Origin of the sequence: Streptomyces sp. NPDC048504, from assembly GCF_043200035.1 — a bacterium.
In the GTDB taxonomy this organism is placed as follows: Bacteria; Actinomycetota; Actinomycetes; order Streptomycetales; family Streptomycetaceae; genus Streptomyces.
The window spans coordinates 164,657-180,595 of the sequence record NZ_JBICXA010000023.1; the positions used below are offsets into that span (position 1 = coordinate 164,657).

14 protein-coding genes are annotated in these 15,939 nt (G+C 69.8%); 3 read left to right on the forward strand and 11 right to left on the reverse strand.

Features of this window, described 5'->3' with window-relative positions; genetic code table 11:
• Positions 1–152: 152 nt before the first annotated feature.
• The 7 genes from ACGFY9_RS43285 to pgsA all read right to left on the reverse strand — a co-directional run bounded on the left by ACGFY9_RS43285 (position 153) and on the right by pgsA (position 6,202).
• Positions 153–905 carry a YebC/PmpR family DNA-binding transcriptional regulator gene (locus tag ACGFY9_RS43285; protein WP_033282259.1) on the reverse strand — a complete coding sequence of 251 codons (753 nt, stop codon included), beginning with the start codon at positions 903–905 and terminating at the stop codon, positions 153–155.
• A 51-nt stretch (positions 906–956) separates the two neighbouring features.
• Entirely contained in the window at positions 957–1,562 is a 606-nt protein-coding gene (pdxT, locus tag ACGFY9_RS43290) for a pyridoxal 5'-phosphate synthase glutaminase subunit PdxT (protein ID WP_393763769.1), read from the reverse strand.
• Positions 1,563–1,577: 15 nt separating this feature from the next.
• On the reverse strand, positions 1,578–2,489 hold the full coding sequence (gene pdxS, locus ACGFY9_RS43295; RefSeq protein ID WP_200686525.1) for a pyridoxal 5'-phosphate synthase lyase subunit PdxS: 912 nt from the start codon (positions 2,487–2,489) through the stop codon (positions 1,578–1,580).
• A 166-nt stretch (positions 2,490–2,655) separates the two neighbouring features.
• Positions 2,656–3,198, reverse strand: coding sequence for a hypothetical protein (locus tag ACGFY9_RS43300; RefSeq protein WP_366434270.1), 543 nt, complete (start codon positions 3,196–3,198; stop codon positions 2,656–2,658).
• A 201-nt stretch (positions 3,199–3,399) separates the two neighbouring features.
• Positions 3,400–4,560: a glycosyltransferase family 4 protein gene (locus tag ACGFY9_RS43305; RefSeq protein ID WP_393763772.1), complete on the reverse strand. Its 1,161-nt coding sequence runs from the start codon at positions 4,558–4,560 to the stop codon at positions 3,400–3,402.
• Entirely contained in the window at positions 4,557–5,468 is a 912-nt protein-coding gene (locus ACGFY9_RS43310) for a phosphatidylinositol mannoside acyltransferase (RefSeq protein ID WP_393763774.1), read from the reverse strand. The genes ACGFY9_RS43305 and ACGFY9_RS43310 overlap by 4 nt, the downstream gene beginning before the upstream one ends.
• A complete protein-coding gene (gene pgsA, locus ACGFY9_RS43315) occupies positions 5,465–6,202 on the reverse strand; it encodes a phosphatidylinositol phosphate synthase (RefSeq protein WP_393763824.1) in 738 nt (245 codons plus the stop codon). Before pgsA ends, ACGFY9_RS43310 begins: the two co-directional genes overlap by 4 nt.
• A 232-nt stretch (positions 6,203–6,434) precedes the next feature.
• Between pgsA and ACGFY9_RS43320 the strand changes: the two genes are divergently transcribed.
• Both ACGFY9_RS43320 and ACGFY9_RS43325 read left to right on the forward strand, forming a co-directional pair.
• Positions 6,435–8,630 carry an elongation factor G-like protein EF-G2 gene (locus ACGFY9_RS43320; RefSeq protein WP_393763776.1) on the forward strand — a complete coding sequence of 732 codons (2,196 nt, stop codon included), beginning with the start codon at positions 6,435–6,437 and terminating at the stop codon, positions 8,628–8,630.
• A 208-nt stretch (positions 8,631–8,838) separates the two neighbouring features.
• Positions 8,839–10,506, forward strand: a complete 1,668-nt coding sequence (locus ACGFY9_RS43325; RefSeq protein ID WP_393763777.1) for a hypothetical protein — start codon at positions 8,839–8,841, stop codon at positions 10,504–10,506.
• 150 nt (positions 10,507–10,656) lie between these two features.
• Here the strand turns inward: ACGFY9_RS43325 and ACGFY9_RS43330 are convergent, their stop codons facing one another.
• On the reverse strand, positions 10,657–11,217 hold the full coding sequence (locus ACGFY9_RS43330; RefSeq protein ID WP_393763779.1) for an HIT family protein: 561 nt from the start codon (positions 11,215–11,217) through the stop codon (positions 10,657–10,659).
• A 67-nt stretch (positions 11,218–11,284) separates the two neighbouring features.
• Here ACGFY9_RS43330 and ACGFY9_RS43335 point away from each other — a divergent pair, with 67 nt between their 5' ends.
• The gene (locus tag ACGFY9_RS43335; RefSeq protein ID WP_393763781.1) at positions 11,285–11,941 is read left to right on the forward strand and encodes a potassium channel family protein; all 657 of its coding nucleotides are present in this window, start codon (positions 11,285–11,287) and stop codon (positions 11,939–11,941) included.
• Between the two features lie 52 nt (positions 11,942–11,993).
• On the opposite strand, the gene thrS is transcribed toward ACGFY9_RS43335, so the two are convergent.
• The 3 genes from thrS to ACGFY9_RS43350 form a co-directional block, all read right to left on the reverse strand.
• On the reverse strand, positions 11,994–13,970 hold the full coding sequence (thrS, locus tag ACGFY9_RS43340; protein WP_393763783.1) for a threonine--tRNA ligase: 1,977 nt from the start codon (positions 13,968–13,970) through the stop codon (positions 11,994–11,996).
• Positions 13,971–14,084: 114 nt separating this feature from the next.
• Positions 14,085–15,317, reverse strand: coding sequence for a hypothetical protein (locus tag ACGFY9_RS43345; RefSeq protein ID WP_393763785.1), 1,233 nt, complete (start codon positions 15,315–15,317; stop codon positions 14,085–14,087).
• Complete coding sequence (locus ACGFY9_RS43350) at positions 15,314–15,880, reverse strand: DUF4365 domain-containing protein (protein WP_200689140.1); 567 nt, start codon at positions 15,878–15,880, stop codon at positions 15,314–15,316. The genes ACGFY9_RS43345 and ACGFY9_RS43350 overlap by 4 nt, the downstream gene beginning before the upstream one ends.
• Positions 15,881–15,939: the final 59 nt, after the last annotated feature.

A 15,939-nucleotide genomic window follows, 5' to 3' on the forward strand; every position in this document is an offset into this window, starting at 1 on the left:
GTGCCTGGGGGGTCTTACCTATGTGTCGTCTGGGGCCCGGGGGTTTTTTTTTTTTCCCCGCCGCCTCGCTAGCCCCCCCCCCCCCCCGGGGGGGGGGCCGGGGGGTGGGGGCCCCGGCCCCCCGCCGAAATCCCGCTCAGCTCGCGGCAGCGCTACGCGTCGACCTTCTCCATGACCTCGTCGCTGACGTCGAAGTTGGCGAAGACGTTCTGCACGTCGTCGCTGTCCTCCAGGGCGTCGATCAGCTTGAAGATCTTGCGGGCGCCGTCCTCGTCGAGCTCGACCTGCATGGTCGGGACGAAGTTGGCGTCGGCGGAGTCGTAGTCGATGCCGGCGTCCTGGAGCGCGGTGCGGACCGCGACCAGGTCGGTGGCCTCGGAGATGACCTCGAAGGTGTCGCCCAGGTCGTTGACCTCTTCGGCACCGGCGTCGAGCACGGCACCGAGGACGTCGTCCTCGCCCAGCTCACCCTTGGGGACGATCACGACACCCTTGCGGTTGAAGAGGTACGAGACGGAGCCGGGGTCGGCCATGTTCCCGCCGTTGCGGGTCATGGCGACACGCACGTCAGAGGCGGCGCGGTTGCGGTTGTCGGTGAGGCACTCGATGAGCACCGCGACACCGTTCGGGCCGTAACCCTCGTACATGATCGTCTCGTAGTCGGCGCCACCGGCTTCGAGACCGGCGCCGCGCTTGACCGCGGAGTCGATGTTCTTGTTCGGGACCGAGCTCTTCTTGGCCTTCTGGATGGCGTCGAACAGCGTCGGGTTGCCGGACACATCGGCACCACCGGTACGGGCCGCGACCTCGATGTTCTTGATCATCTTCGCGAAGAGCTTGCCGCGCTTGGCGTCGATCACGGCCTTCTTGTGCTTCGTCGTAGCCCATTTAGAGTGGCCGGACATCTGCCTGTCTCCTTCGCGTAACCCAACTCTTTACGAACCCCAGAGATCCTACTAGGACCCTGGAGCCAGGTTCGCGCGCACCATGTCGACGAACAGGGAGTGCACGCGGTGGTCGCCGGTCAGTTCCGGGTGGAACGACGTGGCGAGCGCGTTGCCCTGGCGGACCGCGACGATGTGGCCCTCGTGTTCGGCGAGGACCTCGGTCTCGGCACCGACGGACTCGACCCAGGGGGCGCGGATGAAGACGCCCTCCACAGGATCGCCCTCAATGCCCCGGACGTCGACAGCTGCTTCGAAGGACTCGTTCTGACGTCCGAAGGCGTTACGGCGCACGATCATGTCGATACCGCCGATCGTCTCCTGGCCCGAGCGCGGGTCGAGGATCTTGTCGGCGAGCATGATCAGGCCGGCACAGGTGCCGTAGACAGGCATTCCGGCACGCACGCGTGCACGCAGCGGATCCATCACTCCGAAGAGGACGGCCAGCTTGGAGATGGTGGTCGACTCACCCCCGGGGATGACGAGACCGTCCACCTCAGCGAGTTCCTCGGGGCGCCTGATCTGCCTGGCCACTGCGTCGGCCGCGGCCAGGGCGATCAGGTGCTCCCGCACGTCGCCCTGGAGGGCCAGGACGCCGATGACAGGGGCTGAAGACACATCTGCCATGGGTGGTTACCAGCCGCGGTTGGCGTAGCGCTCGGTCTCGGGGAGGGTGTCGCAGTTGATGCCGACCATGGCCTCGCCGAGGTTCCGGGACGCGTCCGCGATGATCTTCGGGTCGTCGTAGAAGGTGGTCGCCTTCACGATGGCGGCGGCGCGCTTGGCCGGGTCGCCGGACTTGAAGATGCCGGAGCCGACGAAGACGCCCTCGGCGCCGAGCTGGCGCATCAGCGCGGCGTCGGCGGGGGTGGCGACGCCACCGGCGGAGAACAGCACGACCGGGAGCTTGCCGAGCTCGGCGACCTCGCGGACGATCTCGTACGGGGCGCGCAGCTCCTTGGCGGCGGCGTACAGCTCGTTGTTGTCGAAGCCGCGCAGCTTGGCGATCTCGTTCTTGATCTGGCGCAGGTGGCGGACCGCCTCGACGACGTTGCCGGTGCCGGCCTCGCCCTTGGAGCGGATCATGGCGGCGCCCTCGGCGATGCGGCGCAGGGCCTCACCCAGGTTGGTGGCACCGCAGACGAAGGGAGTCGTGAAGGCCCACTTGTCGGAGTGGTTGACCTCGTCGGCCGGGGTGAGGACCTCGGACTCGTCGATGTAGTCGACGCCGAGGGACTGCAGGACCTGGGCCTCGACGAAGTGGCCGATGCGGGACTTGGCCATGACCGGGATGGAGACCGCCTCGATGATCTCCTCGATCATCGTCGGGTCGGACATCCGGGCCACGCCGCCGTCCTTGCGGATGTCGGCGGGGACCCGCTCCAGGGCCATGACGGCCACGGCACCGGCGTCCTCGGCGATCTTCGCCTGCTCGGCGTTGACCACGTCCATGATCACACCGCCCTTGAGCTGCTCGGCCATGCCGCGCTTCACGCGCGCGGTGCCGGTCTCGGGAGTCTGGGCGGAGCTGGGGGTGCTGGACACGGGGTGACCTCACTCGGTGAAAGAGGGTTGCTGCGCTACCGAGGAAACGTCAGAGATGCAGGCCACAGCAAGGGCCAATGAACAGCCGGTGGATCGTTTTCGAACCGCTGTGCCCTACGGCGGTCTTCTACGGCTGTGTTCTACGGCCGTGCTGTACCGCTTTCTTCTACGCGGCCCGGTCCACCAGCGCAGCCGGTGGCTCGTCGTCCATCTCGAAGGCCATCGGGAAGGGCGCGTGTCCGGCCAGCCGGAACCAGCGGACCTTGCGGTGCCGGCGCAGGGCGCGGGCGGCGCGTACGGAGTCGTTGTGGAAGCGCCGGGCCATGGGCACCCGCCGTACCGCCTCGGTGAGTTCGCGGGCCGCAGCCTCTCCCCCGGGTGCCTCGCGGACGCCCTCGACCTGTGGGGCCTCCGCGAACACGGCACGCAGGGCCTGGCTCAACTCGCTCTCGGCGACCTCCCGTTGCTCCTCCTCGGCCTGCCGGGCGGCGTGTGCGGCCTCGTAGAGGACGATCGAGGCGGCCGGGTCGAGGACGCCGGAGGTGGCCAGTTCCTGGGTCACCGAGGCGCGGCGCAGCAGTTGGGCGTCGAGTGCCGCGCGGGCCGCGTCGATCCGGGCGTGCAGCCGGTCGAGCCGTCCCGCGGTCCAGCTCAGGTACAGGCCGATCGCCACGACGGCGACGAGGATCCAGATCAGGGTTGCGGTCACGGGCGGCAAGGCTACCGGGCCGTTCCACTGGGGTTGGCCGGGCATCCTGCGGGGTGTTGGTGTGGGCGTTGTGGGGGCTGCCGCCCCCACGCCCCCGCTTCGGCCTTGACGGCCTCGTCCTCAAACGCCGGACGGGCTGAGTGAGTCCGGCCTTGGCTGGGAGGGGCCGCCCGTCACATCGACGCGAGAACCCCGCAACCCTCAGTCGCGCGCCAGCCCGAACCTCGCCCGCAACCCCGTCCGTTCGTCGGTGGCGACCGCTGCCGCGCCCGCCGTCACCGTCTCGTACACCGACAGGATGTCCGCCCCGACCGTCGACCAGTCGAACCGCCGTACATGGGAGCTCCCGCTCCGCCGCAGCTCAGCCAGCCGGTTGGGGTCGCCCAGGAGTCGTACGGCCGCCTCGGCGAGTGCGTCCGGGTCCTCGTTGGGGAACAGCTCGCCGGCAACGCCCTGGTCGAGGACCTGGGCGAAGGCGGGGAGGTCGGAGGCGAGGACGGGGGCGCCTGCCGACATGGCCTCCACGAGGATGATGCCGAAGCTCTCGCCGCCGGTGTTGGGGGCGACGTAGAGGTCGATGCTGCGCAGGAAGCGGGCCTTGTCGTCGTCGCTGATCATGCCGAGGAACTCGACGCGTGAGCGCAGTTCCTTGGGGAGCGATTCGACGGCCTCCTCCTCGTCGCCGCGGCCGGCGACCAGGAGTCGGGCGTTCGGGCGCTCGGCGAGGATCTTCGGGAGGGCGTTCATCAGCACCGGGAGGCCCTTGCGGGGCTCGTCGATGCGCCCTATGAAGCCGATGGTCTCGCCTTGCCACTCGGGTTTGGGTTCGGCGCGGGCGAAGAAGTCGACGTCGACGCCGTTCGGGATGACGACCGCGTCGCCCCCTAGATGCTCGACGAGTGTGCGGCGGGCGTACTCGCTCACGGCGATCCGCGCGCTGATCTTCTCCAGCGCGGCCTGGAGAATCGCGTACGCGGCGATCATCGCCCGGGAGCGCGGGTTCGAGGTGTGGAAGGTGGCGACGATCGGGCCCTGCGCGGCCCAGCAGGCGAGCAGGCCGAGGGACGGTGAGGTCGGTTCGTGGATGTGGATGACGTCGAACTCGCCGTCGTGCAGCCAGCGTCGGACCCGGGCGGCGGACAGGAAGCCGAAGTTGAGCCGGGCCACCGAGCCGTTGTACGGCACCGGGACCGCGCGGCCGGCCGAGACGACGTAGGGCGGCAGCGGGGTGTCGTCGTCGGCGGGGGCCAGGACGGACACCTCGTGGCCGAGCCGGATGAAGTACTCGGCGAGGTCCCTGATGTGGAACTGGACGCCGCCCGGCACGTCCCAGGAGTAGGGGCAGACGATGCCGATCCTCACGAGGGCCCCTTGCTGGGGTCGAGATCCGCGAGCCACAAGCGCTGCAGCATGTGCCAGTCCTCCGGGTGGTCGGCGATGCCGGTGGCGAAGGCGTCTGCCAGCGCCTGTGTGATGACAGACGTCTTCTCGGCCCGGTCACCTGACTCGGGCACCTCGACCGGCGGATGGACCCGGCCCTTCATGACTGGAGAGTCGTCGTACCAGAGCGTCACGGGGAGCAGGAGTGCGCCCGTCTGCTGGGCGAGGAGCGCCGGTCCCGCGGGCATTCTGGTGGTCTCGCCGAAGAACTTGACCTCGACGCCTGAGGCAGACAGGTCGCGTTCGGCGACCAGGCAGATCAGGCCCCCGTCGCGCAGGCGGCGGGCGAGCGTGCCGAAGGCGGTGCCACCGCTGTGCGGCAGGACCTCCATGCCGAGGCCCTCGCGGTAGGCGACGAAGCGGTCGTAGAGCGTCTCCGGCTTGAGGCGTTCGGCCACCGTGGTGAACGGCGTCTCCAGCTTGGTGGTGACCCAGGCGCCGGCGAGGTCCCAGTTGGCCATGTGGGGCAGCGCGAGGATGACACCGCGGCCGGAGGCGATGCCGTCGGTCAGGTGGTGGACGTCCTTGGGCTCGAAGCCGGCCTTCACGCGCTCGGCACTCCAGGCGGGGAGCCGGAAGGACTCCATCCAGTAGCGCAGGTACGAGCGCATGCCCGCGCGCGAGAGCTCGGCGAGCCGCTCGGGGCTCGCGTCGGGCACCACGCGCGCGTAGTTGCTCTCCAGTCGCTGTACGCCCTTGCCGCGCCGCTTCCAGGCGAGGTCGGCGACGGTGCGGCCGAGCCGGACGGCGGCCGGCTCGGGGAGCTTCTTGACCGCGCTCCAGCCGAGGCCGTAGAGCGCGTCCGTCAGCCGCTCCTGGGCACTGGTCACGGAGTCGCCCCGCTGCTGTGCTGTTCCGTCGCCTCCTGGGCCGCCGTGGCGTCCGCCTCGGCGGCTTCCCGGCGGACCGTGACGACCCGCTGGATCAGCGTGACCAGGCTGCCGACGGCGACGATCCACAGCGCGATGGGCAGCAGCCACTGGATGCCCGGGACGCCGAACTTGTGCAGCCCGGCGAGACCGCACGCGACCAGCGAGATCACGAGCCGCTCGGCCCGCTCGACCAGGCCGTTGACGGCGACCGGCAGGCCGATCGACTCGCCGCGCGCCTTGGTGTACGACACCACCTGGCCGCTGGCCAGGCAGAAGATCGAGACGGCGCACAGGGCGATGTTGTCGCCGCCGCCCGCGTACCAGAGAGCCAGGCCGCCGAAGACCGCGCTGTCGGCGACCCGGTCGAGCGTGGAGTCCAGGAAGGCGCCCCAGCGGCTGGAGCGGCCCAGCTGGCGGGCCATGTTGCCGTCGACGAGGTCCGAGAACACGAACAGCGTGATCACGACCGTGCCCCAGAAGAACTCGCCCATGGGGTAGAAGACCAGCGCGCCCGCGACCACTCCGGCCGTGCCGAGGAGGGTGACCGTGTCGGGGCTGACGCCCCGGCGGATCAGAAACGCGGCGAACGGCGTGAGGACACGCGTGAAGAATGCACGCGCGTACTTGTTCAGCATGGCCTTCCCGAGGGTCGGTTTCGCCGCGCGGCCCCTGCTGGCCACCGGCTGGCCCATCGTAGCCACGCGCGCGCGTGGGCGACGGCCGGGCACCCGCGTGCCCATGTTGTGAATGGCTGCGGCACGAGGCGATGCCATCGGCGTCACGGCCGGATCGCGTCCGGTGTATGGACGCACCGTGACGGGAGTGGAAAGCTCGAACCACCGCGGGCGTCATCGGAGCCGCCACCGCACGCGGCTGCGTGTGTCCGCGCCCACAGTGACCTCACCGTGCACGGGAGGCAAGGCCATGGGCGACAAGGCGAACGCACACCCCGGAGCCGCCGGCAGGGCTACAGCGGCCGACCACCCCGCGTCCGTACGGAATGTGGTGCTGGTCGGCCACTCCGGATCGGGCAAGACGACTCTGGTGGAGGCCCTCGCGCTGACCGCGGGGGCCGTGAACCGGGCGGGCCGCGTGGAGGACGGCGGCACCGTCTCCGACTACGACGAGATCGAGCACCGGCAGCAGCGCTCGGTGCAGCTCTCCCTGGTGCCCGTCGACTGGGACGGGTACAAGGTCAATCTTCTCGACACCCCCGGGTACGCCGATTTCGTCGGCGAGTTGAGGGCCGGTCTGCGAGCGGCGGACGCGGCCCTCTTCGTCGTCTCGGCCTCCGACGGCGTGGACGGCTCGACCCGCATGGTGTGGGAGGAGTGCGCGGCGGTCGGCATGCCGCGCGCCATCGTCATCACACATCTGGAGTCGGCGCGCGCGGACTTCGAGTCGATGACCCGGTACTGCGCGGAGGCCTTCGGCGCGGACGACCCCGACGCCGTACTCCCGCTGTACCTGCCGTTGCACGGCGCGCCGGGACCGGACGGGCACGCGCCCGTGACCGGTCTGGTCGGGCTGCTGTCGCAGAAGGTGTTCGACTACGCCTCCGGGGAGCGCAAGGAGTCCGAGCCCGGGTCCGACCAGCTGCCGCGGATCGAGGAGGCCCGCAACCGGCTCATCGAGGGGATCATCGCGGAGAGCGAGGACGAGACCCTCATGGACCGCTATCTCGGCGGCGAGGAGATCGACGTCAAGACGCTGATCGGCGACCTGGAGCGGGCCGTCGCGCGCGGGGTCTTCTTCCCGGTTCTGGCGGCCGCTCCCGCCGCCGAGGGCGCCCGGCAGGGTCTCGGCACCGTCGAGCTCCTGGAGCTGATCACAGGCGGCTTCCCGACCCCGCTGGAGCGCGCGGCGCCCGGGGTCACCACGGTCGACGGCAGGGCGCGGGAGCTGAAGGCGTGCGACCCGAACGGGCCGCTGGTCGCCGAGGTCGTGAAGACCGCCTCCGACCCGTACGTCGGCCGGGTCTCCCTGGTCCGCGTCTTCTCCGGGACGCTGCGGCCCGACGCGACCGTCCATGTCTCCGGGCACGGGCTCGCCGACCGCGGGCACGAGGACCACGACGTCGACGAACGCGTCGGCGCCCTGTCCGCACCCTTCGGCAAGCAGCAGCGGGCGCTCACGCACTGCATCGCGGGCGACCTCGCGTGCGTGGCGAAGCTGGGCCGCGCGGAGACCGGGGACACCCTTTCGGCCAAGGACGACCCGCTGCTCATGGAGCCCTGGGAGATGCCCGACCCCCTGCTGCCGCTGGCCATCCAGGCACACAGCAAGGCGGACGAGGACAAGCTCTCGCAGGGCCTGAGCAGGCTCGTCGCCGAGGACCCCACCATGCGCCTGGAGCAGAACCAGGACACCCACCAGGTCGTCCTGTGGTGCCTCGGCGAGGCCCACGCGGACGTCGCCCTGGAACGGCTGCGCAACCGCTACGGCGTCCAGGTCGATCTCGTGCCGCACAAGGTCTCCCTACGGGAGACGTTCGCCGCCAAGGCGCAGGGGCGCGGCCGGCACGTCAAACAGTCCGGCGGGCACGGGCAGTTCGCGATCTGCGAGATCGAGGTCGAACCGCTGCCGGGCGGCACGGGCATCGAGTTCGTGGACAAGGTCATCGGCGGCGCGGTGCCGCGGCAGTTCATCCCGTCGGTGGAGAAGGGCGTAAGGGCCCAGGCAGCGAGGGGAGTTGCGGCCGGCCATCCTCTTCTGGACGTACGGATCACGCTCCTGGACGGCAAGGCGCACTCGGTGGACTCCTCGGACGCCGCGTTCCAGACGGCCGGGGCGCTCGCCCTGCGGGAGGCCGCGGTCGACGCGAAGATCCATCTCCTGGAACCGGTGGCCGAGGTGACCGTGCTGGTCGGCGACGACTACGTGGGCGCGGTGATGAGCGACCTGTCCGGGCGGCGCGGCCGGGTCCTCGGCACCGAGCAGACGACCGGCGGACGCACCCTGATCCGCGCCGAGGTACCGGAGATAGAGATCGGCCGCTACGCCGTCGACCTCCGCTCCCTCTCGCACGGCACCGCGCGCTTCAACCGTACGTACGCCCGCCACGAACCGATGCCTCCGCAGGTCGCCGAACGGATCCGCGAAGAGGCGGGCGACGCCTAGCAGTTGATGCCGGACGGCCCACTTGTGGCGTGCGGCGACCCACAAGTGGCCTGAATGGAACGATCACTTCCGGGTTGGCGGGCAGCTTCTACTGTCCGCCAACGAATGTCAGTGGCTGCCGATACGCTGATGACCTGATCAACAGGTGTGCGGAGCACGGAAGTCGGGAAAGCCGCAGAAGCGGGAGCAGCGGCGATCGGGGGCGGTAATGACCGTTGACAGCGGTTACGCGGACATCTTCGGACCACAGGTGCCGCGTACCGGCGACGAGGGGCAGACGGCGACCTTCGCGCTGGCCTCGGCGGCCTACCGGGACAACCCGGTGGCCGACATCAAGAAGGCCGACAACGAATGGCACCAGACGGCCGTCAACGAGGGCCGCAAGTGGGCGACGATCTTCCGCCCCAACCTCGGTGAGGCGTTCTCCGGCGCCCTGGTGGCCCGCATGCTCGGCCCCGGACGCAAGCCGCTCATCCAGTCGTTCGGCACCGAACCGCAGTCCGTCGTCGAGCACGCCCTGGCGGCCAACAACATCCGGCGCGCGCGGGACAACAGGCTGTCCATGATCATGGTGCTGTGCGGCCTGCTCTTCCTGCCCGGGCTCGTCGTCTGGCTGCTGGTCTTCCAGTTGCGCAGCCTGGTCGACAAGCGCACCCAGGCGAACAAGAGGGCCGGCGCGATCGCCACGACCCTGCTCGTCGCGGTGGGTGCCGTCGCCGTGATCTTCCTGATCAAGATGCCGTTCCACGGCTTCTGGTCCTGGTACGCACGCGCGTGCGTCATCCTGCCCGTGGTCGGCTGGCTGTGGGCCAAGCAGGTCTGCGAGAACACCGCGAAGGATCTGCGCGGACGCTGGGACAGTCTGCTGTCCGGCAGCAGCGTCGGCGCCAAGGTCCCCGAGGCGGTACCGACCAGCCCCGGCGAGACGCAGGCCGAGCAGCTCCGCCAGTCCCTGGCCAAGCTCAGCGCCGAGCAGCAGTCCAACTCCATCTTCTACGCCGGGCCCAAGGGCATCCTCGGCATGGGCACCCGCTGGGGCAGCTGGCAGCTCGCCGAGGACCTGATCGCGCGGGACGCCGACCGGGAGATCCACCCCTTCCGCAGCTGGGACGTCATCCGCAACATCCACGACGACCTGCGCATGCTGGAGCGGAACACGATCAACACCGGCGGCTTCCCGAAGGCGTCCATACGCCACTGGGTCGTCACGCCGATCGGCGAGGGCGCCAAGGCCGTGTCCCGGCCCGAGGGCACGGACGTCGACGCGTACCAGGTGAAGACGCACGCGATACAGGACATCTGCAACAAGCAGCAGTTCGGCGCCGGCGACCGGCACTACCTGGGCGTCCAATGGACGCTCTGGGAAGGGCAGTTGGTCATCACCATGATGATCACGGTCACCGTGCTGCACAAGACGCTGCGCATCGAGATCACCGGGCATGCCCTGGGGCCCGTGAACTCCCTGTTCACCGGAAAGCCCGAGGCCCCCTCGAAGGACGTCCAGAAGACCCTCAAGCCGTGGGAGACCCGCAAGGTCAAGCTCCCGCTCGTCCCCGCCGACGAGGTCGTACGCCTCGCCGTGCGCGCCCCGATCACCTGGTACCCGCCGCTGTTGAACTGGCTCGGCGGTTCCATATCCCTGCCCGAGCCGTTCGGCCTGCGGCACGCCTGGGCCGACCAGCCCTGGCGCCACCGCTTCATGGCGGACGACGCGCTGCGCGCCGCGACACCGGTCCTGCGCGTGGTGCACGCCGCGGCGATCCGCGTCCTGGACGAGAACGGCGTGGACACGGAGAAGTTCGGCAACCGCTCGTCGTTCCTCAGCACGAACGTGCAGGACGCGTCACCCAGGAAGGCCGATCTCTACGACGCGTAGGCCTCCGGCGGTTGAGCAGGTCGCGTGCGGGTACATCGGGGCCGACCTCTGGGGGCTGTGCCCCCAGACCCCCGCTGTCGGCCTGAACGGCCTCGTCCTCAAACGCCGGACGGGCTGGATGATGCCGACCCGAAGTTCAAGCCGCGTGGCTCACGCCGTGGGCCACGCCTCCGCCAGCATCTTCCGTGTGTCCGCGAGGAGTTGAGGCAGCACCTTCGTGTGGCCGACCACCGGCATGAAGTTCGTGTCGCCGCCCCAGCGCGGGACGATGTGCTGGTGCAGGTGGGCGGCGATACCCGCGCCCGCCACGCTCCCCTGGTTCATGCCGATGTTGAAGCCGTGGGCACCGGAAGCGGAACGCAGGGCCGTCATCGCCTGCTTGGTGAGGGCCGCCAGCTCCACGGTCTCCGCGTCCGTCAGGTCGGTGTAGTCCGCGACGTGACGGTAGGGCACGACCATCAGATGGCCGCCGTTGTACGGGTACAGATTGAGCACCCCGTACACCAGCTCACCCCGCCTGACGATCAGCCCGTCCTCGTCCGATTTGGCCGGAATCGAGCAGAAGGGGCAACCGTCGTCGGCACCGGGACCGGTCGGCTTGTTCTCGCCCTGGATGTAGGCCATCCGGTGGGGCGTCCAGAGGCGCTGGAACGCGTCCGGCGTGCCCACTCCGATCTGCTGCTCCGGCTCACTCGTCATGCAGGGAAGCATATGGCTTCGCTCGTTCGCGGCGTGTCGCCGGGGTTGCGCGAAACCCCTCCCGCGCCAAGCTGGGCCGATGGACGACGACAGCCGCAAGGCCCGCTGGGAGCAGCGCACGGAGGTCCCCCTCGCCGTGGCGTCGCTGGTCTTCCTCGCCGCGTACGCGGTGCGCATCCTGGCCCACGGTCTCCCGGACACCTGGCAGGACCTCTGCCTCGCCGTGCTGTTCGCCGCCTGGGCGCTCTTCGCCGTCGACTACGCGGTCCGCTGGCGGCTGAGCGGCCAGCGGCTGCGCTTCGTCCGCACACACTGGCTGGACACCCTGGTCCTGCTCCTGCCCCTGCTGCGACCGCTGCGCGTCGTCAGGGTGTACGAGGCCGTCCAGCGACGGCGCGGACAGCCCCGACTCGCCCTGCACGCGCGCGTGATCGTCTACGCCGGACTGTCCACCGTCCTGCTGGGCTTCGCCGGCGCCCTCTCCGTCTACCACGAGGAACACGCGGCTCCGGGCGCGACGATAAAGACCTTCGGCGACGCCGTGTGGTGGACCTGCGCGACCTTCGCGACGGTCGGCTACGGCGACGTGGCCCCCGTCACCGCGCTCGGCCGCCTCATCGCCGTAGGCATGATGGCCATCGGCCTGGCCCTGCTCGGCGCGGTCACCGGAACCTTCGCCTCCTGGCTGCTCCAGGTCTTCACGCGGGAGGACGACGAGAGGCCCCCGGGGATCTGAACTCCCCGAGAGCCTCCCGGACAACAGCGGACTCAGACCTGCAACAGCGGACTCAGACCTGCGCCCGGTCCGCCACGACCTGCTCGATCTTCGCGATGGCGTCGTCGAACGCGATGCCGTTCTCCTGCGAGCCGTCGCGGTAACGGAAGGACACCGTACCCGCGTTCATGTCCTCGTCGCCGACGATGACCATGAACGGGACCTTCTGCTTCTGCGCGTTGCGGATCTTCTTCTGCATCCGGTCCGAGGACGAGTCGACCTCGACGCGCAGCCCCTTCTTCTTCGCCGCTACGGCGAACTTCTCCAGGTACTCGACATGCCCGTCCCCGATCGGGATGCCGACCGCCTGCACCGGAGCCAGCCACGCCGGGAACGCACCCGCGTAGTGCTCGAGAAGCACCGCGAAAAACCGCTCGATGGACCCGAACAGCGCCCGGTGGATCATGACCGGCCGCTGCTTGGAACCGTCAGGACCGGTGTACTCCAGGTCGAAGCGCTCCGGCAGGTTGAAGTCCAGCTGGACGGTGGACATCTGCCAGGTCCGGCCGATCGCGTCCTTCGTCTGGACGGAGATCTTCGGGCCGTAGAACGCGGCCCCGCCCGGGTCGGGAACGAGCGGCAGCCCCTGCTTCTCGGCGACCTGGCGCAGCGTCTCGGTGGCCTCTTCCCAGACCTCGTCCGAGCCGACGAACTTCTCCGGGTCCTTGGTGGAGAGCTCCAGGTAGAAGTCCGTCAGGCCGTAGTCCCGCAGCAGGTTGAGGACGAAGGTGAGCGTCTTGTCCAGCTCGTCGGCCATCTGCTCGCGCGTGCAGTAGATGTGCGCGTCGTCCTGCGTGAAGCCGCGCGCGCGGGTCAGACCGTGCACGACGCCGGACTTCTCGTACCGGTACACGGTCCCGAACTCGAAGAGGCGCAGCGGCAGTTCACGGTACGAGCGGCCGCGCGCGTCGAAGATCAGGTTGTGCATCGGGCAGTTCATGGGCTTGAGGTAGTAGTCCACGCCCTCGTCGAGCTGCATGGGCGGGTACATGCCGTCGGCGTACCAGTCCAGGTGCCCGGACGTCTCGAAGAGCTTCCCCTTCGTCGCGTGCGGGGTGTAGACGAACTCGTAGCCCTCCTCCTCGTGACGGCGCCGCGAGTAGTCCTCCATGACCCGGCGGACGACACCGCCCTTGGGATGGAAGACGGCCAGGCCCGAGCCGATCTGCTCCGGGATGGAGAACAGGTCCAGCTCGCTGCCCAGCTTGCGGTGGTCGCGCTTCTCGGCCTCGACCAGGAAGTCGAGGTGCGCCTTCAGCTCCTCCTTGGAGGGCCAGGCGGTGCCGTAGATGCGCTGGAGCATGGGGTTCTTCTCGCTGCCGCGCCAGTAGGCGGCCGCGTTGCGCATCAGCTTGAACGCCGGGATGTTGCGCGTGGTCGGCAGGTGCGGACCGCGGCAGAGGTCCTTCCAGCACAGGTCGCCGGTCTTGGCGTCGAGGTTGTCGTAGATCGTCAGCTCGCCGCCGCCGACCTCGACGTCCGCGCCGTCGTCCGTGGACGCGGAGCCCTTGATGCCGATGAGTTCGAGCTTGTACGGCTCGTTCGCCAGCTCCTCGCGGGCGTCCTCGTCGGTGACCACGCGGCGCGAGAACTTCTGCCCCCGCTTCTGGATCTCCTGCATCTTCTTCTCGATGGCCTTGAGATCCTCGGGCGTGAACGGCCGCTCGACGTCGAAGTCGTAGTAGAAGCCGTCCTTGACCGGCGGGCCGATGCCGAGCTTGGCCTCGGGGAAGAGCTCCTGCACGGCCTGCGCCATGACGTGCGCGGTGGAGTGGCGCAGGATGTTGAGGCCGTCGGTGGAGGAGATCTCGACCGGCTCGACCTCCTCGCCGTCCTTCACCTCGTACGCCAGGTCCTTGAGCTCCCCGGCCACGCGAGCGGCGATGATCGAGCGCTCGCCGGCGAAGAGCTCCGCGGCCGTGGTGCCCGTCGTCACCGTGCGCTCTTCCCGCTCGGAATCGCGTTGGATGATCACACGGACGTCTGACACCGGTCTCTCCTGACTGCAGGGTGGATGCGGCGCCATACCGTGAGCGCGCGCAATAGGGGATCGTACCGACCCTACGGTGCCCACCGCGAAACGGTTGCCGCACTCCCCCCTCCCTCAGTCCTCCCCGGTGCACGCCTCCTCGAAGAAGTCGAGGTTCTCCTGGAGGGACTTCATCAGCCGGTCCCGCTCCGCCTCGTCCACCTGTACGGGTACGACCCCGGAGGCGCCGGTCAGCCGGCGGAAGCCGCCCCGGCTCTCCAGCCGCCCGTGCACCCGCACCGGCAGCCCGACGAGGTGGGCGTGCCCAGCTATGCGATACGACTCCTCGTCCAGGGTCATCCGGACGTGCCCGACCTCGGCGCCGGCGATCACCTGCATCCGTACGGTGCCTTCGCCGCGCGGCCCCGACCTGCGCATCCGCACCACCGAACCGGTGATGCGCACCGGCATGGCCGGCTCCTCGCGCAGATAGCGGGCCCCGGCCGCGCGCAGCACGGGCAGGTCGCCGGGCGAGAACTCGACGGCCTCGGCGGGCGCGGCACAGCCCTCGGGGACACCCGCGCCGGGCGCCCACTCGACGGCGATCCGGGCACCCTCCGTGCCACGCACGAGCGCGACGACGGCCTCGGTCAACTCCCGGCTGACGCCTGCCTCGACGGCTCCGTCGAAGGCGTCCATGCCGCCGGTGGCCCGCTCGTAGTCGATGGCCTCGCGGGTGGCGTACAGGGCCTGGTGGAGGCGTACGGCGAGGGCGCGGCCGGTATCGACGGGGACGAACGCGGTGAGCTGGCGGCCGCCGGGTGCGGAGCCGACGAGGACGTGTTCCAGGGATGCCGCGGCGGGGCGGCGGTGGCGGGCGCCGTAGTAACCGGCACGCGCGCGTGTGGCGAGTGCGGCGGCGAGCAGCATCTGGCGGGCGGCGGCGCGGAGTTGCTCCTCGACCGTCCAGGACGCGGCCCCTGCCGGTCCGGTCGGGATGTCGCGCCACCAGCGGATCTCGTCGCTCGGCACGGCGAGGCCGACGAGGACCTCGCGGGCGGAGGGGGTGTTGCTGCGGGCGAGCGCGATGAGCGCCTCGCCGAGGAGGTCGTCGCTGTCGGGGAAGGCCCGGCTCTCGGGGACCAGCAGGCTGGTGCCCGAGCCGCCGGGCCCGGGTGGGGTCCAGCGGCCGTACCGTCCGGCGGCGCCGCCGCGCCGCTGCCAGCCGTGCCGGCGCAGCAGGGCGGCGAGGACGCCGGGGTCGACCTGGGCGGGTTCGGGGGCGCGGTCCCACGCCGCGTCGGCGGCATGGTCGTCGGGATGCGGACGTACCGTCCGCAGGTGTTCCTCGACCGAGCGGTGCCTCATGGCCTGCCTCCCGTCCCGACCCGCGTCATGATCTCGCACAGCGCCCGGTCGTCGAAGATGCGCGAGGTCGGTATTCGCACGGTGGTCCGGGTCCTGCCGGTGATCGCGTGACCGGCGAGGTTGACCCAGTAGCAGCAGTGCCGCAGGTCGAGCCGGTCGTGGCTGGCGCGCAGCCAGTCGTCCTGGGAACGCGGGACGAGCATGACGACCAGGATCTTGTGCACCGATACCGGTGTGCGGGCGAGCTTGCGCAGATGGTCGTTGTCGAGTGTGAAGGAGAAGGAACGTCCCGGTGGATTCGGCGGGATCTGGTAAGTGCACTTGAGCTGCACTTTTATCGTGACCTCGTCGTCCACCGTGTGCCCGGGCGAGCCGTGACTGACGTGCCAGTCGATGCCGTTGTCCGGAAAGGGTTGCGACAGCGAGCAGCCGGCCGCAGCGGCGACGGCGTGCAGATAGCCCACCTGCAGTGTCTCCATGCAGGCGGTGGTGGCGAGCGATCCGCGATGGGGTGCCGTCCGTTCGGGCAGCAGCCCGCCCCGCTCGGGCTGCGCTATCACCATGGCCAACAGCCTTCCAAGTTCAGGTGAATTGCTGTGCTGAATGCCTGATCGGGTCGCTG